Annotated in this window: 24 protein-coding genes; 16 read left to right on the top strand and 8 right to left on the bottom strand. The window is 37.2% G+C overall.

Annotation, left to right across the window (positions count from 1 at the left end; translation table 11 throughout):
- Positions 1 to 10: 10 nt before the first annotated feature.
- From DRF67_RS15095 to clpB, 8 genes are all read right to left on the bottom strand, one after another.
- Positions 11 to 1396, bottom strand: a complete 1386-nt coding sequence (locus DRF67_RS15095; protein WP_115929130.1) for a phosphatase PAP2 family protein — start codon at positions 1394 to 1396, stop codon at positions 11 to 13.
- A gap of 104 nt (positions 1397 to 1500) precedes the next feature.
- Complete coding sequence (locus tag DRF67_RS15090; RefSeq protein ID WP_115929129.1) at positions 1501 to 2499, bottom strand: zinc metalloprotease; 999 nt, start codon at positions 2497 to 2499, stop codon at positions 1501 to 1503.
- A gap of 401 nt (positions 2500 to 2900) precedes the next feature.
- Complete coding sequence (locus tag DRF67_RS15085) at positions 2901 to 3542, bottom strand: response regulator transcription factor (protein WP_115929128.1); 642 nt, start codon at positions 3540 to 3542, stop codon at positions 2901 to 2903.
- Entirely contained in the window at positions 3539 to 4195 is a 657-nt protein-coding gene (locus DRF67_RS15080; protein ID WP_228435818.1) for a sensor histidine kinase, read from the bottom strand. The genes DRF67_RS15085 and DRF67_RS15080 overlap by 4 nt, the downstream gene beginning before the upstream one ends.
- Positions 4196 to 4302: 107 nt before the next feature.
- Entirely contained in the window at positions 4303 to 4950 is a 648-nt protein-coding gene (locus DRF67_RS15075; RefSeq protein ID WP_115929126.1) for a hypothetical protein, read from the bottom strand.
- 26 nt (positions 4951 to 4976) lie between these two features.
- Positions 4977 to 5507 (bottom strand): hypothetical protein, encoded by a 531-nt coding sequence (locus tag DRF67_RS15070; protein WP_115929125.1) that lies wholly within the window; start codon positions 5505 to 5507, stop codon positions 4977 to 4979.
- 196 nt (positions 5508 to 5703) lie between these two features.
- Positions 5704 to 5853: a hypothetical protein gene (locus DRF67_RS21590; RefSeq protein ID WP_165851808.1), complete on the bottom strand. Its 150-nt coding sequence runs from the start codon at positions 5851 to 5853 to the stop codon at positions 5704 to 5706.
- A gap of 316 nt (positions 5854 to 6169) precedes the next feature.
- Positions 6170 to 8764 (bottom strand): ATP-dependent chaperone ClpB, encoded by a 2595-nt coding sequence (gene clpB, locus DRF67_RS15060; protein WP_115929123.1) that lies wholly within the window; start codon positions 8762 to 8764, stop codon positions 6170 to 6172.
- Positions 8765 to 9121: 357 nt separating this feature from the next.
- Here clpB and DRF67_RS15055 point away from each other — a divergent pair, with 357 nt between their 5' ends.
- The 16 genes from DRF67_RS15055 (at position 9122) to DRF67_RS14975 (ending at position 22168) form a co-directional block, all read left to right on the top strand.
- Positions 9122 to 9697, top strand: a complete 576-nt coding sequence (locus DRF67_RS15055) for a TetR/AcrR family transcriptional regulator (protein WP_115929122.1) — start codon at positions 9122 to 9124, stop codon at positions 9695 to 9697.
- Positions 9698 to 10008: 311 nt separating this feature from the next.
- On the top strand, positions 10009 to 11325 hold the full coding sequence (locus DRF67_RS15050) for a phenylacetate--CoA ligase family protein (RefSeq protein WP_115929121.1): 1317 nt from the start codon (positions 10009 to 10011) through the stop codon (positions 11323 to 11325).
- Positions 11325 to 12410 (top strand): 2Fe-2S iron-sulfur cluster-binding protein, encoded by a 1086-nt coding sequence (locus DRF67_RS15045; RefSeq protein ID WP_115929120.1) that lies wholly within the window; start codon positions 11325 to 11327, stop codon positions 12408 to 12410. The genes DRF67_RS15050 and DRF67_RS15045 overlap by 1 nt, the downstream gene beginning before the upstream one ends.
- Positions 12411 to 12521: 111 nt before the next feature.
- Positions 12522 to 13460 (top strand): 1,2-phenylacetyl-CoA epoxidase subunit PaaA, encoded by a 939-nt coding sequence (gene paaA / locus DRF67_RS15040; protein ID WP_115929119.1) that lies wholly within the window; start codon positions 12522 to 12524, stop codon positions 13458 to 13460.
- Positions 13461 to 13583: 123 nt separating this feature from the next.
- The gene (paaB, locus tag DRF67_RS15035) at positions 13584 to 13865 is read left to right on the top strand and encodes a 1,2-phenylacetyl-CoA epoxidase subunit PaaB (RefSeq protein ID WP_002981782.1); all 282 of its coding nucleotides are present in this window, start codon (positions 13584 to 13586) and stop codon (positions 13863 to 13865) included.
- Between the two features lie 98 nt (positions 13866 to 13963).
- The gene (gene paaC / locus DRF67_RS15030; protein ID WP_115929118.1) at positions 13964 to 14713 is read left to right on the top strand and encodes a 1,2-phenylacetyl-CoA epoxidase subunit PaaC; all 750 of its coding nucleotides are present in this window, start codon (positions 13964 to 13966) and stop codon (positions 14711 to 14713) included.
- A 253-nt stretch (positions 14714 to 14966) separates the two neighbouring features.
- Entirely contained in the window at positions 14967 to 15431 is a 465-nt protein-coding gene (gene paaD, locus DRF67_RS15020) for a 1,2-phenylacetyl-CoA epoxidase subunit PaaD (protein ID WP_089739640.1), read from the top strand.
- A gap of 134 nt (positions 15432 to 15565) precedes the next feature.
- The gene (locus DRF67_RS15015; protein ID WP_115929116.1) at positions 15566 to 16366 is read left to right on the top strand and encodes an enoyl-CoA hydratase/isomerase family protein; all 801 of its coding nucleotides are present in this window, start codon (positions 15566 to 15568) and stop codon (positions 16364 to 16366) included.
- 36 nt (positions 16367 to 16402) lie between these two features.
- Positions 16403 to 16756 carry a four helix bundle protein gene (locus DRF67_RS15010; RefSeq protein WP_115929115.1) on the top strand — a complete coding sequence of 118 codons (354 nt, stop codon included), beginning with the start codon at positions 16403 to 16405 and terminating at the stop codon, positions 16754 to 16756.
- Between the two features lie 40 nt (positions 16757 to 16796).
- Positions 16797 to 17930 carry a 3-hydroxyacyl-CoA dehydrogenase NAD-binding domain-containing protein gene (locus DRF67_RS15005; protein WP_115929114.1) on the top strand — a complete coding sequence of 378 codons (1134 nt, stop codon included), beginning with the start codon at positions 16797 to 16799 and terminating at the stop codon, positions 17928 to 17930.
- An 89-nt stretch (positions 17931 to 18019) separates the two neighbouring features.
- A complete protein-coding gene (locus tag DRF67_RS15000) occupies positions 18020 to 18337 on the top strand; it encodes a hypothetical protein (protein WP_115929113.1) in 318 nt (105 codons plus the stop codon).
- A gap of 2 nt (positions 18338 to 18339) precedes the next feature.
- Positions 18340 to 18753: a PaaI family thioesterase gene (locus DRF67_RS14995; RefSeq protein ID WP_115929112.1), complete on the top strand. Its 414-nt coding sequence runs from the start codon at positions 18340 to 18342 to the stop codon at positions 18751 to 18753.
- 30 nt (positions 18754 to 18783) lie between these two features.
- Positions 18784 to 19485: a DUF6624 domain-containing protein gene (locus DRF67_RS14990; RefSeq protein WP_115929111.1), complete on the top strand. Its 702-nt coding sequence runs from the start codon at positions 18784 to 18786 to the stop codon at positions 19483 to 19485.
- A 135-nt stretch (positions 19486 to 19620) separates the two neighbouring features.
- Positions 19621 to 20826 carry a 3-oxoadipyl-CoA thiolase gene (gene pcaF, locus DRF67_RS14985; RefSeq protein ID WP_115929110.1) on the top strand — a complete coding sequence of 402 codons (1206 nt, stop codon included), beginning with the start codon at positions 19621 to 19623 and terminating at the stop codon, positions 20824 to 20826.
- 97 nt (positions 20827 to 20923) lie between these two features.
- Positions 20924 to 21517, top strand: coding sequence for an acyltransferase (locus DRF67_RS14980; RefSeq protein WP_115929161.1), 594 nt, complete (start codon positions 20924 to 20926; stop codon positions 21515 to 21517).
- 72 nt (positions 21518 to 21589) lie between these two features.
- Entirely contained in the window at positions 21590 to 22168 is a 579-nt protein-coding gene (locus tag DRF67_RS14975; RefSeq protein WP_115929109.1) for a transposase, read from the top strand.
- Positions 22169 to 22184: the final 16 nt, after the last annotated feature.

Below are 22184 nucleotides of genomic sequence, written 5' to 3'. Positions count from 1 at the left end.
GCTTTTTAATTTAAAAATAGGCGGTAAGTCTTAAACCCAATGTAAAATAATTGATTTTTTCCTTAGCAATAACGAAATTAAATTCATTATTCAGTTCCTCACTTTCTTCCAAAGCATCACTGAAGTAATAGCGGATCGAAGATTTTATTTCGTTATAATCAGCATAAAGGGTAATACCCAGCCCGGGATTGAATTTATAGGTCAGAGCGGTTCCTGTATTCCAACGGAAGGCCGGCTTTGGTTTGTAGTGAGCGATAGGAAGTTCATGGGTAGGTGTATCTATGCTGTTGCTCTTGATAAATACTTTACCTCCTGCTGTGGCAGAATATCCTGCAGTTGCTTTCACGGTAAGCTGCCACCTGTCTGAAAATTCATGGGAGAAATACGGTCCCGCACCTGCCCCAAGAAACCCCAAAGACTGTGTTACGATCTCGTAATCGCCAAATTCTTCATCATCTTCCAGAGAAGCCTTCAGAGGTTTGATGGGAAAGCTGCTGAAACTTATATCTCCACCAACTCCCCATTTTTTTGAAAAGAAATACGCACCTTCAAGACCTCCTTCAAATCCGACTTGTTTTTTGTCGTCCAGATCAGATTCTTTTAGGAAATTCGTTGTCCCGAGGGCAGTTCCCATTTTTAAAGCCAGGAAAGAGGGGTAGTCGTTCCCCTGCACTCTGGATAAAAGGCTCAGATTGTCACCTTTGTTTTTATAGATCTTATCGATAAAGAAATATCCTAATTCCGTAGAGATGATCCCGATTCCTGCTCCAGCCAGTACATCGGGAAGCCAATGCCTGTTGTTCAGATTACGTCCGAGACCCGTAAGAGCAGCTGTGCCATATCCGGCAATGCTGTATCCAGGGTTTACCATGCCGTACTCTTTATGTAGAAAGCTGGCATTGGTAAAAGCCATAGCAGTATGACCCGATGGGAATGAGTTGTTTTTAGAGCCATCCGGACGTTCTACTTTCGCCGTATATTTTATAGAATTCACCAAAATTCCCATGATTGCCAAGCTGGTAGCGTATGAAAGCGTAGTTCTCCCAAGGTTATTGCGCCCTTTTACCCCTGCCAGTTTTAGCCCATATACTGTTGCTGCAGGAGCATACTGGAGATAATCGTCGTATTTTGCCTTAAAAGTGGGAAGATAACGGTTGCGCACTTCACGGATGTTTTCTTTTTCGCCCCATGTAGCTGCCGCCGCCGTAAAAAGAAGAGCAGGAGCTACAGATTTTTTTACCCAGTCTTTCTGGAAAAGCGGTGTTTTCGGTTGAATGGTACTGTCAACACGTATAAGGCTAAGGTCTTTCTGGAGATTTCTGGATTGTAGGGTATCTTGTGCCTGATAGCAACATAGGTTGAATAACATACCGGTTGCTATTACTATTTTTTTCATCGTTGATGTTTCTGATTTAAAACGGCGTAAAATTATAAAAAAATCTATCCCAGCAATTGAGATAGATTTCTTTTAAATGAAATAAGTGATATTTTAATGAAAATTTAATAAAGTCTTAGGCCTGATCTTGGACCCGAAGCAGAAACTACCGCCTGCATTCTTGTTTTTTGGTTAGCAGTAAACATATGCATTACCTTATCATCCACATAATCCATGTAATTCATGAAGATTTGTGAACGGCTTACTCCACCACATACTCTGTTAAGAGGGTAAGAAGGAACACCATAATTGGGACCAGGGGAAACAGGGGTGTCATTTGAGTAATCTGTTTGGCAGCCTGTATTACTAGATCCCCAAAGGTGTGGAAGATTTAAATAATGTCCCACTTCATGTGTTGTTGTTCTTCCTAAATTGAAAGGAGCTGCGGTACCGGAACCTGTACCCATGTAGGGCGCTGCAATAACAACTCCGTCCAGCGAAGCGCTGATTGTTCCCGGATAATAAGCGTACCCAAGAGTGCCTCCACTCATTTTATTAACCACCCAGATGTTCAGATAATTGTCAGGTGAAGTGGCTGCGATTCCTGTACTTGCTGATTTCATTTTATTCTCATTAGGATTCCAGCTGGTCGTGCTGCTTTGTTTTCTGACAGTTTTTGCCAGTCTGAATCTGATTTTAGTATCTCCTGCTTTTACAGGAACGAACTCAGCAGGGGTGTTGTTTATATCCGAATTGGTAGCTCCGAAATCTTTGTTTAAAACATCAATTTGTGTTTGTAACCGGGCATCAGATACGTTTTCACTGCTTGTATTGTATACCACATTGAATACAACTGGGATCTCTACAGTGCCATCGGCTAGAACTTTACCTACTTTGATGTCGTTAAGACGTTTTTCCGTAAGCTGTTCAATAGCTTCTACTCTGGCTCTTGCGGCAGGATCTTTTTGTAGAATTTCTTCCCTCATTGCATCCGAAGGGCAAATTCTTTTTCCTGCTGCTTGGGTGGTGGGTGTTTCTGCTGTTGCCTGCTCATTCACAGAATTCATGTCGTTGTTACAGGAGCTTAGGAAAATAATTCCTGCTCCCAACAGTAGTCTTTTCATATAATGTTATTTTTGGTTGGGAGTGTGAAATTAATTCAAATTAATGTGATGTGCAAATAATTTTATATTTTATTTAATTATTAATATTATTTAAAGCATAAAATTGCTATTATGTTAAGCTTTGCTTGTTTTGATTGATTTTTAATTAATATTCTTATTTTAATTTTATTTGTTTTTATTTCGTCAATTTTTAATGTAAAAAATTATACTATATCAATTATTTAATTAAATTTTTAAATTAAATTTAATATTGTGGTTGTCTGTTGTAACTAGTAGCTGATTTATAGTGAAAGGCTAGTATTTGCAAAGATGACACGAGGTTGTCATTGTTAAACTGTTCTCAACAAAAATCCTTCCCGAAATAGGAGAAGGATTTATCTTTATAGTACGAATTTATTCTGTTAGCCTGCAAAACCATTTTTAATGGCGAAAACTGCTAATCCCACGCGGGTTTTAAGATCAAGTTTTTCGCACAACTGATCACGATAGCTTTCTACGGTTCTCGGACTGCAGCACATCCTGTCTGCAATTTCTTTATAGCTCAGCTCCGTTACCGTATATTTCAGAAATTCTCTTTCCCTTTCTGATATCTTTACCGAAATTTCAGTTTCCTGAGCTTTATTAAGGTTGGTGAAAATAATTTTTGATGCCCACTCAGGATAAAAGAAACCGTCAGAGATCAATCTGCTTAAGGCGGTCTCCAAATCTTTGGGATGGGTGTTTTTGAGGAGATAGCCTTTGGCTCCGTTTTTTATCATTTTAATCACACTGTTGTCATCACCCTGCATACTAAGTGCCATGATCCTGATATCCGGATGGTTTTTCGTAAGCCATGCAGCGGTTTCAAAACCATTCATAATTGGCATGCTGATATCCAGAAGAACGATATCAGGAGCTGTATTCCCCTCTTCAAGCTTTTGAATCAGGTCTTTGCCGTTTTCACAAACATAGATGACCTCAAATTCACTAAAGTTACCAATAATTCCCTCGAGAGCTTTGGCAATAAGGATGTGGTCGTCAACAATTACAATTGTTTTTTTCATGGCTGTTTTTTTAAAATAATATGGAGTTGGGTTCCTGCATTTTTCCTGCTTTCAAGATGAAAATCTGCGCCGATGATTTCAGCTCTGTTTTTCATGTTCGTAAGGCCGATACCGTTGGATTCGATCTGTGAAGAATCGAAGCCTACACCGTCGTCATGGATCTTCAGTTCCCAGAGAATATCTTCAGAAGTATTCAAAACAATAAAAATATTTTTACATTCGGAATGCTTTATACTATTCTGAATAAATTCCTGAGTGATCCTGAGCAGTACATTCTTATGGACAAAACCTAAATCCAGTTGATTAAAATTATGTTCAAAAGAGACCCTACATTTTTTAAAAGAATTGGTATTGTCTACTTCTTCCTGAATCAAAGTTACAATTTCCTTCTGATTGATGTTGTCATCTGTGAGTGTTTTTGATAAGCTTCGAAGATCCTGCAGGGACTGATTGATGATCTGAGAAACCTGATCAATTCTTTCACTGGCTTCGGAGACCTTATTCTCGTAGAGCATCTGCTGTACATAAAGACTTACAAGAGTTAGTTTCTGACCGATATTATCGTGGAGCTCCCTTCCGATCTGCTGCATCGTAGCTTGCTGGATTTCCAGCTGGGTAGACAAAAGTTCTCTCTGATGAAGTTCATTCTTCATCTCAATTTCATTTAAATATTCTTTTTTTCGTTGTCTGTAATTCCGGATATAAATAAATATGGCCACTACAAACATCAAAAAAAAGATGTTGAATGAAATAATGGTTATTAAGAGTTCTGTTTTCCCCATATGAATGAACTTGCAAATAAAATATACATTACTGCTCCTGAAACCTGGAAATATATAAAATAAATGTCCCAGATTTCAATATATTTCCACAAAAGAGAGTTAAATGTCATAAATGGCTGGTTGGCGATGTAAAAAAGTGTTACTCCTAGATTAATATAAAACATCTTGTTTTTACTGAAATTGAGAATTTCAGATGAATTTACCTGCTTATAATATTCCATAATGACAAGAGCCATTAAAAGGAGGCATCCAATATTGTAATTGAAAGAGAAGATGACTTTCTTTTCCGGAAAAAAAAGTGTCCTGAGAATATACGATAAAAGATATACTCCCGTCATAATATAGAACAACTTTACTTTTTTTAGAGATTCTTTTGCATACAGCCAATAGAAAAATATAAACTGTAAAGGAATCACAAAGTAATTGTAAAAATTTATTCTGTCTATTTTAAGTGGTTTTTCTCCCCATTTTACAGCTGATTCGGACAGAAAAATAACAACCAGGTAAATGGCCAGATATTTCCAATGCTGCTTTTTTACACGATTATAATAAATCAGGGAGACTAAGGCGGCAATCGCTTCTCCCCAATACATGAATGACGAAAAAATTTTTTGGATCTCAGTCATATTGTGTTTAAGAATATGAATGATAATTAATAAGATTCACCCGTTGGGGGCGCAGGCGGAATAAGTGTTCCACTATTTTCTCCAATAGTAATATCAGTGAGTTCAGTCATTTTCCCACGTGCATTCAATGCTAAAGCGATCGAATCATCATCTTTATTCATAACGTTAAAATCGTAGTGAAGTTTTTCTCCTGTTTCATTTTCTTTTTTTAAGGTAGGAACCAAAACCAACGTATGTTTACCTGCATATTCGACTGGGACCGGATGAGAATCCATTATACTCCAGTTTTCAGCATGTGGATAAGCCGCATAATAGAATCTTATTCCAAGATCTTCCTCTGTGCAGTCAGGATTTTGCTTTAGTGTTTCTTCTTCGATCGTGGCAATAAAGCGTTTTAACTTGGGTAAATCAAACCAGATGGAGTGAGCATCTTTTATTTCTAAGGTATTGTTAATCGCACTTAAATGATTTTGACGATAATTGTCAATCAGTGTTTTAATCAGTGTATTAGACATATTGCCTGGTTGTAACGGCTCTTTGTTAGATTCATTTTTCATAGCTTAATAATTTTATAGGGGAAATATTTCTTCAATATGCAAATTTCGCAAAAAATATATAAGTAAATGAATTAATAAATAGGGAATTATACGATTAATTTTACCGTGTTTTTACGGATTGCGAAGGAATGAAATTAGGCAAGCTAAGATTGTTAAAAATGGAAAAACGGAGATGAAGTCTCCGTTTTTATTTCTTTTAAATACAAGGGTATCTCCTGGGATCCCTGCAGATGTATCCGGTGGAGCAGCAGAGCCCACTTGGGCAAGACATATCCATGTCACAGATGATAATCTCAGCAATTCCACCCTCAATTTTCTTTAGATCGTTTCTTTTTAGTTTTTTCATAATGATTTTGTTATTAGTTAATAATTTGATTTTCAGTATAAATATAATCATATTTCACCTTATCTAGAAAAAAATAATACAAAATCATCTAATTGACCCTAATTAGATGATTTGAACATTTAATAGCAAAAACTATGTTAAGCGTGACAGAAAATAGTACTGAGCTTCCTTTCAGGCGTTAATAAAATTAGAAATAAAAGAAGGGTGATCGCTCATGTTCGGTCTATTGATGGTTTGGACATAAAAAAATAAGTGCTGTGGATTTCTCTACAGCACTTACTTACAAAATTAATGTATATGAAAAAAAACTATTTATTTATTGTTCAGCAGGTCTGAAAACAAGACCGGTTTCTACAAAGTAATCCAAAGTGATTCGATCACCGTCATTGACCGTACCGGCAAGGATTTCCCTTGATAATTTATTCAGTACATCCTGCTGGATCACTCTTTTTAAAGGTCTGGCTCCAAAGGCAGGATCATATCCTTTATCCATCAGATAATCCACCGCATCCTGAGTGAAGGTCATAATGATATTACGTTTTGCCAGCATTTCATTAAATCCTCTCAACTGAAACTGAACGATTTTTCCGATTTCCTTTTTTGTTAAAGGCTGGAACAGTACGATCTCATCAATTCTGTTCAGGAATTCAGGACGTAAGGTCTGTTTCAGCAGGTCAAAGACTTCTTCTTTGGTTTTTTCAACAATCTCATTCTGGTTTTGTTCTGTAATATTTTCAAAATTCTCCTGGATCAGGTGTGAACCCAAATTGGAGGTCATAATGATGATCGAGTTTTTGAAATTAACCACACGTCCTTTGTTATCGGTAAGACGTCCATCATCCAAAACCTGTAACAAGGTGTTGAAAACATCTGGGTGAGCTTTTTCGATCTCGTCCAAAAGCACTACAGAATAAGGTCGTCTTCTCACTGCTTCAGTTAATTGTCCACCTTCATCATATCCTACATATCCCGGAGGAGCTCCCACCAATCTTGAAACACTGTGGCGTTCCTGATATTCACTCATATCAATCCGGGTCATGTTATTCTCATCATCAAACAGGAATTCTGCTAATGCTTTTGCCAGCTCAGTCTTACCAACTCCCGTTGTACCAAGGAACAGGAATGATCCGATCGGCTTTTTGTCATCACTCAATCCTGCTCTGTTTCTTCTGATAGCATCAGCAACTGCCTGGATGGCCTCATCTTGTCCTACCACTCTGTGGTGAAGTTCAGATTCGAGGTTTAGTAATTTTTCTCTTTCCGATTGTAGTAATTTGGTAACAGGAATACCTGTCCATTTAGCAATAACTTCAGAAATATTTTCAGAAGTCACCTCCTCTTTGATAAGCTCATTCTGGTGATTCTGCATTTCCAGTTCCACCTTGGCAAGTTCATCTTCTTTTTCACGGAGTTTTCCATACTGTATCTCCGCTACCTTGGCGTAGTCTCCAGCACGCGAAGCTCGTTCTGCTTCAAGTTTCAGAGCTTCAATATCTTTTTTGATCTGCGTTAGATCTTCACTTTTCTGTTTCTCTTTCAGCCATTTCGCATTGATCTCATTTCTTTGTTCAGAAATCCTGGCAATATCTTCCTTCAGGTGATCCACTTTAGTCTGGTTTCCTTCTCTTGAAATAGCTGCCAACTCAATTTCCATCTGCATCAGTTTTCTGTCTAAAACATCTAGTTCTTCAGGTTTTGAGTTGATCTCCATTCTCAGTTTGGCCGAAGCTTCATCAATGAGGTCAATGGCTTTATCAGGTAAAAATCGGTCCGAAATATATCGTTGGGACATTTCTACCGCAGCAATGATCGCTTCATCCTTTATTCTTACCTTATGGTGGGCTTCATATTTATCCTTAATACCCCTTAGAATAGAAATTGCGGATTCGGTATCCGGTTCCTCTACCATTACTTTCTGGAAGCGTCTTTCCAGCGCTTTATCTTTTTCAAAGTACTTTTGGTACTCGTTCAAAGTTGTTGCCCCGATGGCTCTCAGTTCTCCTCTTGCCAAGGCTGGCTTCAGAATGTTGGCAGCGTCCATTGCACCTTCACCACCTCCTGCGCCTACGAGGGTATGAATCTCATCGATGAAAAGAATAATCTGGCCATCCGATTTGATGACTTCATTCACCACGGATTTCAGACGCTCTTCAAATTCACCTTTATATTTGGCACCGGCGATCAGTGCTCCCATATCCAGAGAATATAATGTCTTATCTACCAGGTTTTCGGGAACGTCGCCACTGATGATCCGGTGGGCAATTCCTTCTGCAATTGCTGTTTTACCCACACCAGGTTCTCCGATAAGGATAGGGTTGTTCTTTGTTCTCCTGGAAAGAATCTGTAAAACTCTTCTGATCTCTTCATCACGCCCGATTACCGGGTCCAGTTTCCCTTCGGCAGCCAGTTCATTAAAATTCTTGGCGTATTTATTTAAGGACTGATAAGTTTCTTCTGAACTGGCAGAAGTCGCCTTGCTTCCTTTTCTTAGTTCTTTAATTGCTCCTTCCAGCAGACTTTTGGTAACCCCCATGTCCTTCAGCATTTTTGAAACTTCAGAACCTGTTTCCAGAAGTGACAGCCATAAATGCTCAATAGTGACATACTCGTCACCCATTTTTTTAGCAATATTGGGAGCGTCCAGCAGTACTTTATTGGCGGATTGTGAAAGGTAGATGTTGCCTCCCTGTACTTTAGGAAGTTTTTCTAAATTTTCACGGTTGCGCTCTCTTACCAGATGAGCATCTGCTTCTGACTTTTTCAATAAGAAAGGCGATATATTTTCGTCTACCTGAAAAATTCCTTCAAGTAGGTGTTGAGGTTCTATGCTTTGATTGCCGAGTTCCATAGCAACCTGTTGTGCCGCCTGGATGGCTTCCTGTGATTTTACAGTGTATTGGTTTAAATTCATATTTATGTATTTTTAATTATGTGTTTGTCTGTTCTTTTTAAAAAACATCAAGAAACTAAATTTTCAGGCTTAGTTTCTTAATGCCATCAATTATTTAATCATTTATTCGAAGACTGTATCGCAAAAAGTGTTCAATTATTAAATTTACAAAAAATATGGACAAAATTTCCGGATTTACTATTTTTAACGGTAATTTAACTTGACAAAATTTCCGATTCTTAATTTTTTGAGATAAAATCCATGAACAATTCGTCACAGCTGAGCGTTCGAAGTTTGAAAGTCAGGCGACAAGGTCATGAATTTATATGCGTGTGATGCCAGTTTTATTTTAGATTAATTACTTTTGCATTTTACCAGATGGAACTTAAAGAAAAACAGAAAAAGATATTAGACGTCGCTGTAGAGCTTTTCAAGGAGAAGGGCTATATGGGAAGCTCAGTAAGAGACCTGGCTACAAAACTCAATATTAAGGCTGCTTCGCTGTATGCACATATCCGATCAAAGGAAGAAATTCTGGAGTGGGTTTGTTTTGGTATTGCACAGGAGTTTTTCGATAAGCTTCAGGAGGTAAAGAATACTGAAGTTGCTCCTAAAGATAAGCTGAATTTATTCCTGGATAGGCATTTATCGGTTGTACTTAAAAACCGTGATGTAACCCATATCTATTCTAACGAATGGAAGCATCTTGAAGAAAGGCTGCCTGAGTTTGTAGAATTAAGGAAAAATTATCAGCAGGAAGTTGAAGAGCTGATTTCTGAAATTTATAAGGCTGAAAACTGGGAACTTAAATCACCTTCATTTACAACGAGGTTTATTCTTCATACCCTAAACAATTCCTATTTCTGGTTCAAAAGAAGCAGTGATTCAACGGATGAGATTACGGAAGAGATCAGAGATAAAATCCTCTTTGGGCTTTTGGGAAATGTTAATTAATCTAGTTTTTCATCCATTATATAACTGCCCGTTTCTATAATATATTATTGTAAATATCAACGGAGCGATCGGACTTTAGGTAACGATAACCTCACTTCCTCAGCATTTCCAAAGTACGGACTGACAAAACATAAAAATCAATTTGACCTTAAGTCTTAGATTATTGGAATGTTAGCGCTGTAGATGGGTGGGGAGCAGTTTGTTCTTCTTTTCTTATTTAGAATCATTCAAAATATGATAAAAATCATAAAAACATTGTCAAGCTTCCAAAATCTTTTTAAATTTACACCTAACAAATGTTAGTTAGTTTTATGGATTTTTCAGTTGAATATCTGGAGCTGGGTCAGTTGAGACAGCTTCAATCCGACCGGTTGATCAGTTTGATCGATTATTTGGGGGAGAAGTCGGAGTTTTATAGAAAGAAATTTGATGAATTGCAAATCTCTCCACAGGAAATAAGGTCGATTGAGGATATCACGAAACTTCCGATTACCTATAAACAGGATTTAAGAAATAGCTATCCGTTTGGATTGTTTACCGTTCCTAAAAACGAATTGCAGAGGATTCACTGCTCGAGTGGAACCACAGGGAAACCTACTGTGGTGGGATATACCAAAGAAGATGTGGATCTTTTCAGTGAAGTGGTTGCAAGATCCCTATATGCAGCTGGAGCGCGGCCGGGAATGCAGCTCCATAATGCTTATGGTTATGGAATATTTACGGGCGGATTGGGTTTGCATTACGGAGCGGAGAAGCTGGGGATGAGCGTTCTTCCGATATCAGGAGGAATGACTGCGAGACAGGTGGATCTGATCATAGATTTTAAGCCTGAAGTAATCTGCTGTTCGCCCTCTTATGCTTTAACAATTGCTGATGAGTTTGCCAACAGGGGAATCTCCGCAGGTGAAATCAGTCTTCAGTATGCAGTATTGGGTTCAGAACCATGGACGGAAATTATCCGTGGACATATCGAAGAAAGGTTGGGGGTTCATGCTACCAATATTTACGGGTTGAGCGAAATTATCGGACCCGGGGTTTCCATGGAGGACGTTGAAGAAAAAGGAGGTTCTTATATCTGGGAAGATCATTTTTATCCCGAAATTTTAGATCCGGTGACTCAACAGCCGGTTCCATTCGGAGAAGAAGGAGTGTTGGTGATTACCACTTTAACGAAGAAAGCAATGCCCCTTCTGCGTTATTGGACCAATGATATTACAAGTCTCTATTATGACGAAAATGCCAAAAGAACAATGGTGAAAATGAAACCTATTGTAGGTAGGGCAGATGACATGCTGATTGTAAGAGGAGTGAATGTTTATCCAAGCCAAATTGAAGATGCATTTTCCTATGTAAAAGGAGTGGTTCCCAACTATTACCTTACCCCGATTGAAAAGGAACATATGTGTGTGGCGCTGGATATTGATGTTGAAATTGATGACGACCTTGTAAATGCTCAAAAAATTGAAGCCAATACCGATGATTATTTTAATTTTGTCGGGAACTTCGGAAAAAATATAGAAAACGAAATAAAGAAAAGAGTGGGAATCAGTACAAAAGTAAAAGTACATGCCCAGGACAGTCTGCCAAAGTGCGAAGGTGGAAAAATTAATAGAATACTAAAAAAATAATGAATTCATTTTATAAACTTAAAACGGTTAGGGTTCAGAAAGATACTCCGGATGCAGTCAATGTAGCCGTGGAGATCCCTGAAGAACTGAAAGATAAGTTCAGGTTTAAACAGGGGCAGTATCTGAATTTCCGGATGATGATCAACGGAAATGAAGAAAGACGTTCTTACTCTATTTGTAATGCTCCAAGCGAAAGAAGCAATACTTTGGAGGTATTGGTGAAACTTCTGGAAGGTGGAAAAGTATCAGGGTATTTCAATGAGCATCTGCATATGGATGAGATGCTGGAAGTAATGCCTCCGATGGGTGGTTTTAATACTTCTTATCACCCTACCAACGTGAAAACGTATGTAGGTTTGGCTGCAGGTAGTGGAATTACTCCGGTTTTATCCAATCTTAAAGAAAGTCTTTATCAGGAACCTAACAGTAATGCTTATCTGTTCTACAGCAACAGAAGCATGAACCATGTTTTAAGAAAAGCTGAAATCGATAAGCTGGTAGAGCAGTTCAATGGCAGATTGAAAGTTGTTTACCTGGTGAGCCGTGAGAAACATGAAGATCCGGTTTTTGAAGGAAGAATTTCAGCTGAAAAGCTGGATCAGTTGTTTGAAAGATATACAGATATTGATGTAAGAGAAGCTACTTATTTCATTTGTGGACCTTCAGAAATGATCAAAGGGATTGCAGATTATCTGAAAAAAGATAAAAAAGTACCTGCGATCCAAGTGTTATTTGAATATTTCACCGCTCCGGATGAGGAAAATACGGAAGAAATGAGTGATGAATTCAAAGCAATTGCCAATATCGAAAGTATGGTAACGGTTATCATCGACGATGATGAGTATTCGTTTCACCTTAATTCCAAAAAAGAGAGTATCTTAGATAAAGCATTGAAAGACAATCTTCCGGTGCCTTTTGCCTGCAAAGGAGGAGTTTGTTGTACGTGTAAAGCGGAAGTTTTGGAAGGAGAAGTTTTCATGGAGAAAAACTACGCACTTACCGAAGAAGAAGTAGCCAGAGGCTTCGTTCTTACCTGTCAATGTCACCCGACAACGAATGTGGTGATGCTTAATTATGACGTTTAATTCAATTTGAAAATGTACTAATTTGGAAATTTGAAAATGGGTAATCTTTTATTCTCAGTTTCTAAACAATTTTCAAATTAACTAATTCTCAAATTCTCAAATTAAAAGATTATGGATTTAGAAAAATTTGTTCAATACGTTCACGACGAAAATAAAGTAGAGCCAAAAGATGTAATGCCCGATGATTACAGAAAATTATTGGTTCGTCAGATTTCACAGCATGCGCATTCTGAAATTGTAGGAATGCTGCCAGAAGCTAACTGGATTTCCAGAGCTCCTTCATTGAGAAGAAAAATGGCTCTTTTGGCTAAAGTTCAGGATGAAGCAGGCCACGGGTTATACCTGTATTCTGCAACAGAAACTTTAGGAGATGGAAGCATCAGGGCAGACAGAGATGCTACGTACGATGATATGCTGGAAGGAAAAGCAAAATACTCAAGCATCTTCAATTATCCAACACTAAGCTGGGCTGATATCGGTGCTATCGGTTGGTTGGTAGATGGTGCAGCCATTATGAACCAGGTAATGCTGATGGGGAATTCTTATGGTCCTTACTCAAGAGCAATGGTAAAGATCTGTAAAGAAGAATCTTTCCACCAAAGACAGGGATATGAGATCCTGATGGCACTTTGCAGGGGTACGAAACAACAGAAAGAGATGGCTCAGGCTTCGTTAGACCGTTTCTGGTGGCCAGCTTTAATGATGTTTGGTCCAAATGATGACAGCTCACCAAACTCTAAAATCTCTATGAATTACAGAGTAAAAAGAGAAAGTAATGATAGTCTTCGTCAGAGATTTATCGATGTTACCGTTTCTCAGGCTGAATTCTTAGGATTGACTGTTCCGGATAAAGACCTTAAATGGAATGGGGAAAGACAGCATTATGATTTCGGAGAACTTCCTTGGGATGAATTCATGGAAATCTTAAAAGGAAACGGACCCTGCAATAAAAAGCGTATCGAAACCAAGAGAAAAGCGCAGAGAGAAAATTCGTGGGTGAAAGAAGCAGCAATTGCTTTTGCAGAAAAACAACAAAAAGAAGTAATATAATTTGAAAATGTGCTAATTTGAAAATTTGAAAATGACTTTAACCACGTTATTTATGCTCAAATTTTCAATGAACACGATTCATCAATTTTCAAATTAACCAATTTTCAAATTTTCAAATTAATTATGGCAAATTTAGATATGTGGGAAGTGTTTATTCAGACTAAACCGGGATTATCTCACAAACACGTTGGAATTGTACAGGCGCCAACAGCAGAAATGGCTTTACAGAACGCAAGAGACGTGTATACAAGAAGAAAAGAAGGAACCTCTGTTTGGGTTGTTCCAAGTAAATATATTGTGACTTCAGAAGGGGTGGATAAAGAAGCTTTCTTTGATCCTGCTGATGACAAACTATACCGTCACCCAACTTTCTACGAGATTCCAAACGACGTAAAAAATATGTAGATTAATTCAATTTGAAAATGTGGTAATTTGGAAGTACTGTTAAACAGTTTTTAAAATTTTCAAATTAACTCATTCTCAAATTTTCAAATTAAAAAATAATGAACCCATTATATAATTATTTATTAAAACTAGCAGATGACAGTTTCATTATGGGACAGCGTTTGTCTGCATGGTGCGGTGAAGGTCCTTATTTAGAGGAAGATATTGCATTAACGAATATCGCTTTGGATGAACTTGGCCAGGCTAATAACTTTTATGTGTATGCTTCAAGAGTTATTGATAATGGTAAAAGCGAAGATGATATCGCCTTCTTAAGATACGAACACGAATATCTAAACGCACACTGGACAGAGCTTCCCAATGAAGATTATGCACACACAATTCTAAAAGTGTATGTTTTAGCTGTGTATCAGAAACTGATGTATGAGGCGTTATCAAACTCTGCCGATGAAGAACTTTCGGCTATTGCTCAAAAGTCTTTAAAAGAAGTAAGGTATCACTATACCCACGCTGCATCGTGGATGAAAATCTTTGCTCAGGGAACCGAAGAAAGTCATGAGCGCCTGGTAAAAGCCATTGAAAATATCTGGGAATATACAAAGGGACTGTTTGCTAAAACCGAAGGTGAAGATGATCTTGTTGCCTTAAATATTGCGCCTAATGCCGATGAGCTCTACAACGAATTTGTGGCTATTACAGAAAAGGATTTTCAGGATTTCGGATTAGAGTATCCAGCCAATTCGTTTATGCAGCCGAAATCAAGAACAGGATATCATACGGAATACTTTGGATTTATCCTTTGTGAGCTTCAGTATATGCAGAGAGCGTATCCTGGGTGTACTTGGTAAGAAATTGCAGGTTGAAGAAGAGATATTTTCAAATACTGATGATTGTATTGATTGTTTTAATTCCAATATTTTACTTTGGAATAATTAATACACAAGTTAGTTTAAAATATGAAACCAGTAATCCTGGAGATTGTATTTCGAATATCACCAACAGAAATTTATGTCAGGATATAAAACAAAATAAAATATTGATTGTTACAGATCTTGTTTTAGTTACTGTTTTATTAATGTTTAGAAGCAAAATAATAAGAGATTGAAAAATCCTTTAGAAATATTAGAATTAGTTCCCGATCCGGAAATTCCGGTGATAAACATTGTGGAGTTGGGTATTGTAAGAGGAGCACAAATCACAGGTGATAATTCTTGTGAAGTGACAATTACTCCTACGTATTCTGCTTGTCCGGCAATGTTTACCATCGAAGAAGATATCATGAAGATCATGAAAGAAAACGGATGGGAAGCTAAAGTAGTTACCAAAATGTTTCCAATATGGACAACAGATTGGCTGACAGATGAAGCGAGAGAAAAACTTCGTGCTTTCGGAATTACACCGCCTGAAAAAGGAGCAGATGAACATCATATTGGGAAGCCGAAGAAATGTCCACGCTGTGGTTCTGAACACACCAAACAGATCAGCAGATTCGGGTCTACCTTGTGTAAGGCCTCTTATCAGTGCTTAGACTGTCTGGAACCTTTTGATTATTTTAAATGCCACTAATGATTAGGGTAACACCATGACAATGTATCAGTTTACCAATTTGTTTGGCACTGCATTATAATTGTTACAATGTTAGACCGTAGATTGTTGCATTATAACTAAATTAGGGGAATAAAATCATAAAAATCAAAACTATGTATACACAACTGGATATTGAATCACATTTCGACGGGAAGCTTAAAATCGCCTACCTAAATCAGCCTGAAACAATGAACGCTCTTACAAAGCCATCTTTAGGAGACCTGAAAGATTTCATTAAAGAATGCAGTGAGGATGAAAATGTAAGATGTGTTGCTATTTCCGGAAGAGGCAGAGCTTTTTGTTCAGGCCAAAACCTTGAAGAAGCTTTTGCGGTAGGTAAAGATCACCATGATCAGGATATTATAAGAAAAATTGTGGTAGACTACTACAATCCATTGGTAATGGAAGTTACCCGTTGCAAAAAACCGGTAATTGCATTGGTCAACGGTCCTGCAGTAGGTGCCGGGGCGATGCTTGCGCTGATCTGTGACTTTGTTCTGGCTCATGAAAAAGCTTATTTTGCTCAGGCTTTTTCAAATATTGGTTTGATTCCTGATACGGGAGGAACTTATTTCTTACCGAAGCTTTTAGGTAGACAGTTAGCGAATTATCTTGCGTTCACCGGTAAAAAATTATCTGCTGAAGAATCCAAATCTTATGGTCTCGTTGCAGAAGTATTCAATGATGCAGACTTTGCTCCAAAATCAATGGAAATTCTTGAGAGAATGGCCAATATGCCAACAGCAGCTCTTAAGCTGACTAAAAAAGCTTTTGCCCAATCGTATACCAATACATTAAAAGAACAGCTGGAACTGGAAGGAGATCTTCAACAGGAAGCTGCAGAAACAGAAGACTTCATAGAAGGCGTAAATGCCTTTTTACAAAAAAGAAAACCTGATTATAAAGGAAAATAAATCAATTTGAAAATGGGTTAATTTGAGAATTTGAAAATGAGAGACGATAGAGAAAATATTATTGTAAAGAAAACCTTTGTATTTGCATTAGATATTATTGAATTTTCTGAGCTCCTGTATAAAGCAAACAGATTTCCGCTTGCTAATCAAATTTTTAAATCCGGAACTTCAATTGGTGCCAACGTAAGAGAGGCTCAAAATGCTGAGAGTAAGGCTGATTTTATTCATAAAATAAAAATTGCGGCTAAAGAAGCAGATGAAACTGAGTACTGGCTTTTATTGTGTTTACAATCACCATTCCTGAGTTCTCCGAATGAGAATTTATGTAAAAACTTAAAAGAAATTATATTAATTCTCTCTAAAATTATTTCAACATCAAAAATTAAATAATTTTCAAATTAACTCATTCTCAAATTTTCAAATTAAAACTATGAATATTGGAATTATTGGTGCAGGGACCATGGGCGTTGGAATTGCTCAGGTGGCTGCAACCGCAGGATGCAAAGTCGTTTTATTCGATGCTAATGCTCCACAAATAGATAAAGCGCTTTCGGGCTTAGAAAAAACGCTTCAGAAATTATCGGAAAAAGGTAAGATTTCTCATGAAAAAGCCATTGAAATCAGAAATAATATTTCTAAAGGAGAAGTCTTGCAGGACTTAAGAGATTCTGATTTGGTTATCGAAGCGATCATTGAAAACAAAGATATTAAAACCAAGGTTTTTACAGAACTCGAAACCTATGTTTCAGAAAACTGTATCATCGGTACCAATACATCATCCATTTCTATCACCTCTCTGGGTGCAGAATTAAAGAAACCGGAGCGTTTCATCGGAATACACTTTTTCAATCCGGCTCCGTTGATGCCTTTAGTGGAAGTAATTCCCTCTTTATTAACAGAAAAAACGTTAGCAGAAAAAATATACAACCTCATGAAAGATTGGGGTAAAACGCCTGTTATCGCTAAAGATATTCCTGGGTTTATTGTCAACAGAATTGCCCGTCCATACTATGGTGAAGCATTAAGAATTGTTGAAGAAAATATTGCAACACCGGCACAGGTGGATGACGCAATGAAAACCTTAGGAAATTTCAAAATGGGACCTTTTGAATTAATGGATCTTATTGGAGTAGATGTGAACTTTGCAGTGACAACAACCGTTTACAAAGATTATTTCTACGATCCGAAATATAAGCCTTCTTTACTTCAACAGAGAATGTCCGAAGCTAAACTTCATGGCAGAAAAACAGGAAAAGGCTTTTATGACTATAGTGAAGGTGCTGTAAAACCGGAAGCAAAGAAAGATGATGCTCTTTATCAGCAGATCTTTTTAAGAATCATTTCCATGCTGATCAACGAGGCGGTTGAAGCCAAAAGATTAGGTGTTGCTAATGATGAAGACATTGAACTAGCTATGCAGAAAGGAGTAAATTATCCAAAGGGATTATTAGGTTGGGGACAGGAAATCGGGTATTCAAAAATTTCCGAAACCCTGCAGAATCTTTACAGCGAATATCAGGAGGAAAGGTACCGACAAAGTCCTTTGCTTCGTAAAATTGATTAGATAATTTGTAAATGTACCAATTTGAAAATTGATTATAAGAGATTTTCATTTTCAAATTCTCAAATTTATTTAATTTTCAAATTAATAGTATGATTATAGAAGAATTCAGAGCAGAACTGGAAACAAGGCTTTTAATTGAGAAAGAGTATCTGACTCAGGAGGCCTCCTCTGTCAATGGTGAGCAAAGGCTCGAGCTGTTAGGAAAGTTTAATGAAAAATATAAAGAGCTGATCAAAAGACTAGCCAATGAAAGTGGAATTGATTTAACCGCAATGTATGAAGCAGAAGACAGCTCTGACAATTCCGATATCCACCTTTCATACGAGCAGGTGATTTTAGGTAAAACGATGAGTATTTATGATAGGTTATCAGATGAATTGTATGAAGAAATAACAAAAGAAGAGTAGAAATGAATCCAAGACAAGTTGCAGATTATATGTTCAATCAGGATTATTTTTCCCAATGGATGAATATCAAAATGATTGAAGTGAAAGAAAATTACTGTTTAATAGAAATGCCCATCAAGAAAGATATGATTAATGGGCTTAGAACGGTGCATGGTGGAGTTACTTTTGCCTTTGCAGATTCAGCACTGGCTTTTTCTTCCAACAATACAGGAGATGCTGCCGTAGCTTTAAACTGTATCATTAATTTTACGAAAGCAGGAAAAGAAGGGGATGTTTTCAGAGCAGAAAGCATCTTGGTGAACGATACCAGAAAGACAGCTGTTTATGACATTAAGATTACTAATCAAGATCAGGAGCTGATCGCGAAATTTGTAGGAACAGTCTACAAAATAGGAAAAAAAGTAACCGACTTATAAAAAACGAATACCAGAACCAGATTAAACAAAATGAGAAAAATAATTGCCTTGCTTTTGGCGATTTCAACTTTCCTGATGAATGCACAACAGAAAGTAAATGAGACTTTGAAAAAAGAACTTGATGAAGTCATGAAGATGGATCAGGGATACAGAATGCTTTTTGATGGGATAACTCCAGAGAAAAAAGAGCAGCTGTTGAAAGATTTGAATATTGATAAAGAAGAATTCAAAAAGAAAAGCTGGCAGTTGGTCGTGGAGCGAGATAGCCTGAATATGATGAAAGTTGAAAAGATTATTTCTCAATATGGCTATCCGGGAAAAACACTTGTGGGAGAGCCTACAAATAAAGCAGCATGGTATGTTATTCAGCATTCCGCTAAAATTGGAAAATATCTGCCACTGATTAAAGATGCCGGAAAAAAGAAGGAAATTCCATTTACCTGGGTGGCGATGATGGAGGATCGATATCTTATGCAGACTGGTCTGGAGCAGATCTACGGAACACAGGGAAGTGGAAAGTTCTGGGAAGAAAACGGAAAAGCATATGAAACACAATATATCTGGCCAATAAAAGATCCGGTAAATGTAAATAAGAGAAGAAAAGAAGCCGGTTTTCCCAATACGATGGAAGAATATGCTAAAAGCCTTTATGGAGAAGCCTTTATTTATAGAATATATACACTAGATGATGTCAAAAAAGAGAGGATAGAAGCGAAAGAAATCCAACACTGAAGTAATATCAGAAACAAAATTAAAAATTACAAAGCAATAAAGTTAATATACCTAAATGAAATGTACAGGTTATCAACAAAATAGAAAAATTCATTCTTATGTTGCTAAACTGACACATGGTTAAATTATAAAATAATGAATAACGTATACATCATAGACTATGTCCGAACTCCCATTTCAAAACTACAGGGAGGTTTATCAGAAGTAAGAGCAGATGATTTGGCAGCTATTGTTATCAAAGAGGTAGTAGCAAGAAACCCACAGGTTCCTGTGGAGGAAATTGAAGATGTGATCTTCGGATGTGCGAATCAGGCTGGGGAAGATAACAGAAACGTGGCCAGAATGGGACTTTTGTTGGCTGGGCTTCCATATAAAATTGGAGGTGAGACGGTAAATAGACTGTGCGCTTCAGGAATGTCTGCAGTAGCCAATGCTTTCCGTTCTATTGCAGCTGGTGAAGGCGAAATTTATATTGCGGGTGGAGTGGAGCATATGACGCGCTCTCCTTATGTATTGTCCAAACCAAGTGCTGCTTATGGAAGAGACAGTCAGATGTATGATACCACTTTCGGATGGAGATTTATCAATCCCAAAATGAAAGAAATGTATGGCGTTGATGGTATGGGTGAAACTGCAGAAAATCTTGCAGACATGCACCAGATCAACAGAGAAGATCAGGACAAATTTGCCCTGTGGTCTCAGCAAAAAGCTACCAAAGCACAGGAAAGCGGAAGATTGGCTGAAGAAATTGTAAAAGTTGAAATTCCACAGAGAAAAGGAGATCCAATTATTTTTGAAAAAGACGAGTTTATTAAACCAACTTCTTCCATGGAAGGATTAGGAAAACTTCGCCCAGCTTTCAGAAAAGAAGGAACAGTAACTGCCGGAAATGCTTCAGGTATGAATGATGGTGCCGCAGCTTTGATCTTAGCCAGCGAAGAAGCTGTAAAAAAATACGGATTAAAACCAAAAGCTAAAATTTTAGGATCTTCTGTAGCAGGAGTCGAGCCTAGAATTATGGGAATCGGACCTGTAGAAGCTACTCAGAAGTTATTAAAAAGATTAGATCTATCTCTTGAGGATATGGATATCATTGAGCTAAATGAAGCTTTTGCTGCACAGGCTTTAGCCGTAACAAGAAGCTTAGGTCTACAGGATGATGATGCAAGAATAAATCCAAATGGTGGAGCTATCGCCATTGGTCACCCACTGGGAGTTTCAGGAGCAAGAATTATTGGTTCTGCAGCCATGGAACTTCAGAAGCAGGATAAAAAATATGCATTATGTACCCTTTGTATTGGTGTTGGACAAGGTTATGCAATGATCATTGAAAAAGTATAAATCAATTTGAAAATGTAATAATTTGAGAAGTTGAACATGTTTGGCGACATTATTAATTTTCAAATTAACTCATTCTCAAATTCTCAAATTAAAAAATATGAACATCTACTCATATCACGGAATCCGTCCCATTATAAAGCCTTCTGCCTATATTCATCCACAGGCTGTAATTATTGGTAATGTGGAAATTGGTGAAGAAGTCTATATAGGTCCTAACGCGGTTGTCCGTGGCGACTGGGGAAAAATTATTATCAAAGACGGAGCCAATGTACAGGAGAACTGTACGCTTCATGTTTTCCCGAATATAGAAACCATTTTGGAAGAATCTGCCCATATCGGGCATGGAGCAATTATTCACTCAGGGCATATCGGAAAAAACTGTTTGATCGGAATGAATTCTGTGGTGATGGACAAAGCTTATATCGGTGACGAAAGTATTGTCGGTGCTTTAGCTTTTGTTCCTGCCAACTTCAGATGTGAACCCAGAAAACTGATTGTAGGAAGCCCTGCAAAAGTTATTCGTGATGTTTCTGATGAAATGATTCATTGGAAAACAGAAGGAACAAAACTGTATCAGGAACTGGCTAGAGAAGGTAAAGAAGCCATTCTGCCTTGTGAGCCATTTACAGAGTATGTTCAGCAAACTCCAACAAAAATTGTAGATTACAGTATCTGGGATGATGTGAAATAAATATATTGTGATCTAAACCTAACAGGTTTTAGAAACCTGTTAGGTTTAACAGAGTAGATATCAAATTAAAAAATGGTTAATACAGAAAGCTTTGAATTCGAAGGAATCTATCACATCTTTTCTCATGTAAATGGGGAAGAAATTATTTTTCGTGAGGCTTCAAATTATCATTTTTTTATGGAAAAGATTGATAAATACATTATTCCAATAGCAGATATATATGCTTATTGCCTATTACCAAATCACTTTCACATATTATTGAGGTTTAAAAATTTTGATGGTGTTGATAATGAAAGGGAACATTCATTTCTAATGAAGCCCTTCAGTGATTTATTGAATGCTTACGCTAAAGCTTATAACAAAAAATACAATAGGAAAGGTGCTCTTTTTCTTAATACAATAAAGAGGAAAAAGGTTCAGGATGAAAAATATTTATTAAAGGTATTACATTATATTCACAACAATCCCGTAAATCATGGTTTTGTAAATGATATTAACCAATGGAAATATACATCATATAGCGCTTATGTCAATTTAACTAAACCCAGTAAGGTAGAGAGAATGCATTTGATGGAATATTTCGATACAGTAGAAGATTTTATCAAATATCATGTTTCTAATGTAGAATATGATTTTATGGATTTAGAATAAAAATTTTTAAAACTAA

Origin of the sequence: Chryseobacterium pennipullorum (genome assembly GCF_003384725.1) — a bacterium.
Classification (GTDB): domain Bacteria; phylum Bacteroidota; class Bacteroidia; order Flavobacteriales; family Weeksellaceae; genus Chryseobacterium; species Chryseobacterium pennipullorum.
Note: the sequence above shows the minus strand (reverse complement) of the source record. Positions and strands in the feature narration are given on the sequence as shown.

What these genes read in the sequence shown, in the direction of transcription:
- DRF67_RS15095 (WP_115929130.1), bottom strand. Translation starts at nt 1,396, where the DNA reads ATGAAAAAAATAGTAATAGCAACCGGTATGTTATTCAACCTATGTTGC.
- DRF67_RS15090 (WP_115929129.1), bottom strand. Translation starts at nt 2,499, where the DNA reads ATGAAAAGACTACTGTTGGGAGCAGGAATTATTTTCCTAAGCTCCTGT.
- DRF67_RS15085 (WP_115929128.1), bottom strand. Translation starts at nt 3,542, where the DNA reads ATGAAAAAAACAATTGTAATTGTTGACGACCACATCCTTATTGCCAAA.
- DRF67_RS15080 (WP_228435818.1), bottom strand. Translation starts at nt 4,195, where the DNA reads ATGAAGAATGAACTTCATCAGAGAGAACTTTTGTCTACCCAGCTGGAA.
- DRF67_RS15075 (WP_115929126.1), bottom strand. Translation starts at nt 4,950, where the DNA reads ATGACTGAGATCCAAAAAATTTTTTCGTCATTCATGTATTGGGGAGAA.
- DRF67_RS15070 (WP_115929125.1), bottom strand. Translation starts at nt 5,507, where the DNA reads ATGAAAAATGAATCTAACAAAGAGCCGTTACAACCAGGCAATATGTCT.
- DRF67_RS21590 (WP_165851808.1), bottom strand. Translation starts at nt 5,853, where the DNA reads ATGAAAAAACTAAAAAGAAACGATCTAAAGAAAATTGAGGGTGGAATT.
- clpB (WP_115929123.1), bottom strand. Translation starts at nt 8,764, where the DNA reads ATGAATTTAAACCAATACACTGTAAAATCACAGGAAGCCATCCAGGCG.
- DRF67_RS15055 (WP_115929122.1), top strand. Translation starts at nt 9,122, where the DNA reads ATGGAACTTAAAGAAAAACAGAAAAAGATATTAGACGTCGCTGTAGAG.
- DRF67_RS15050 (WP_115929121.1), top strand. Translation starts at nt 10,009, where the DNA reads ATGGATTTTTCAGTTGAATATCTGGAGCTGGGTCAGTTGAGACAGCTT.
- DRF67_RS15045 (WP_115929120.1), top strand. Translation starts at nt 11,325, where the DNA reads ATGAATTCATTTTATAAACTTAAAACGGTTAGGGTTCAGAAAGATACT.
- paaA (WP_115929119.1), top strand. Translation starts at nt 12,522, where the DNA reads ATGGATTTAGAAAAATTTGTTCAATACGTTCACGACGAAAATAAAGTA.
- paaB (WP_002981782.1), top strand. Translation starts at nt 13,584, where the DNA reads ATGGCAAATTTAGATATGTGGGAAGTGTTTATTCAGACTAAACCGGGA.
- paaC (WP_115929118.1), top strand. Translation starts at nt 13,964, where the DNA reads ATGAACCCATTATATAATTATTTATTAAAACTAGCAGATGACAGTTTC.
- DRF67_RS15015 (WP_115929116.1), top strand. Translation starts at nt 15,566, where the DNA reads ATGTATACACAACTGGATATTGAATCACATTTCGACGGGAAGCTTAAA.
- DRF67_RS15010 (WP_115929115.1), top strand. Translation starts at nt 16,403, where the DNA reads ATGAGAGACGATAGAGAAAATATTATTGTAAAGAAAACCTTTGTATTT.
- DRF67_RS15005 (WP_115929114.1), top strand. Translation starts at nt 16,797, where the DNA reads ATGAATATTGGAATTATTGGTGCAGGGACCATGGGCGTTGGAATTGCT.
- DRF67_RS15000 (WP_115929113.1), top strand. Translation starts at nt 18,020, where the DNA reads ATGATTATAGAAGAATTCAGAGCAGAACTGGAAACAAGGCTTTTAATT.
- DRF67_RS14995 (WP_115929112.1), top strand. Translation starts at nt 18,340, where the DNA reads ATGAATCCAAGACAAGTTGCAGATTATATGTTCAATCAGGATTATTTT.
- DRF67_RS14990 (WP_115929111.1), top strand. Translation starts at nt 18,784, where the DNA reads ATGAGAAAAATAATTGCCTTGCTTTTGGCGATTTCAACTTTCCTGATG.
- pcaF (WP_115929110.1), top strand. Translation starts at nt 19,621, where the DNA reads ATGAATAACGTATACATCATAGACTATGTCCGAACTCCCATTTCAAAA.
- DRF67_RS14980 (WP_115929161.1), top strand. Translation starts at nt 20,924, where the DNA reads ATGAACATCTACTCATATCACGGAATCCGTCCCATTATAAAGCCTTCT.
- DRF67_RS14975 (WP_115929109.1), top strand. Translation starts at nt 21,590, where the DNA reads ATGGTTAATACAGAAAGCTTTGAATTCGAAGGAATCTATCACATCTTT.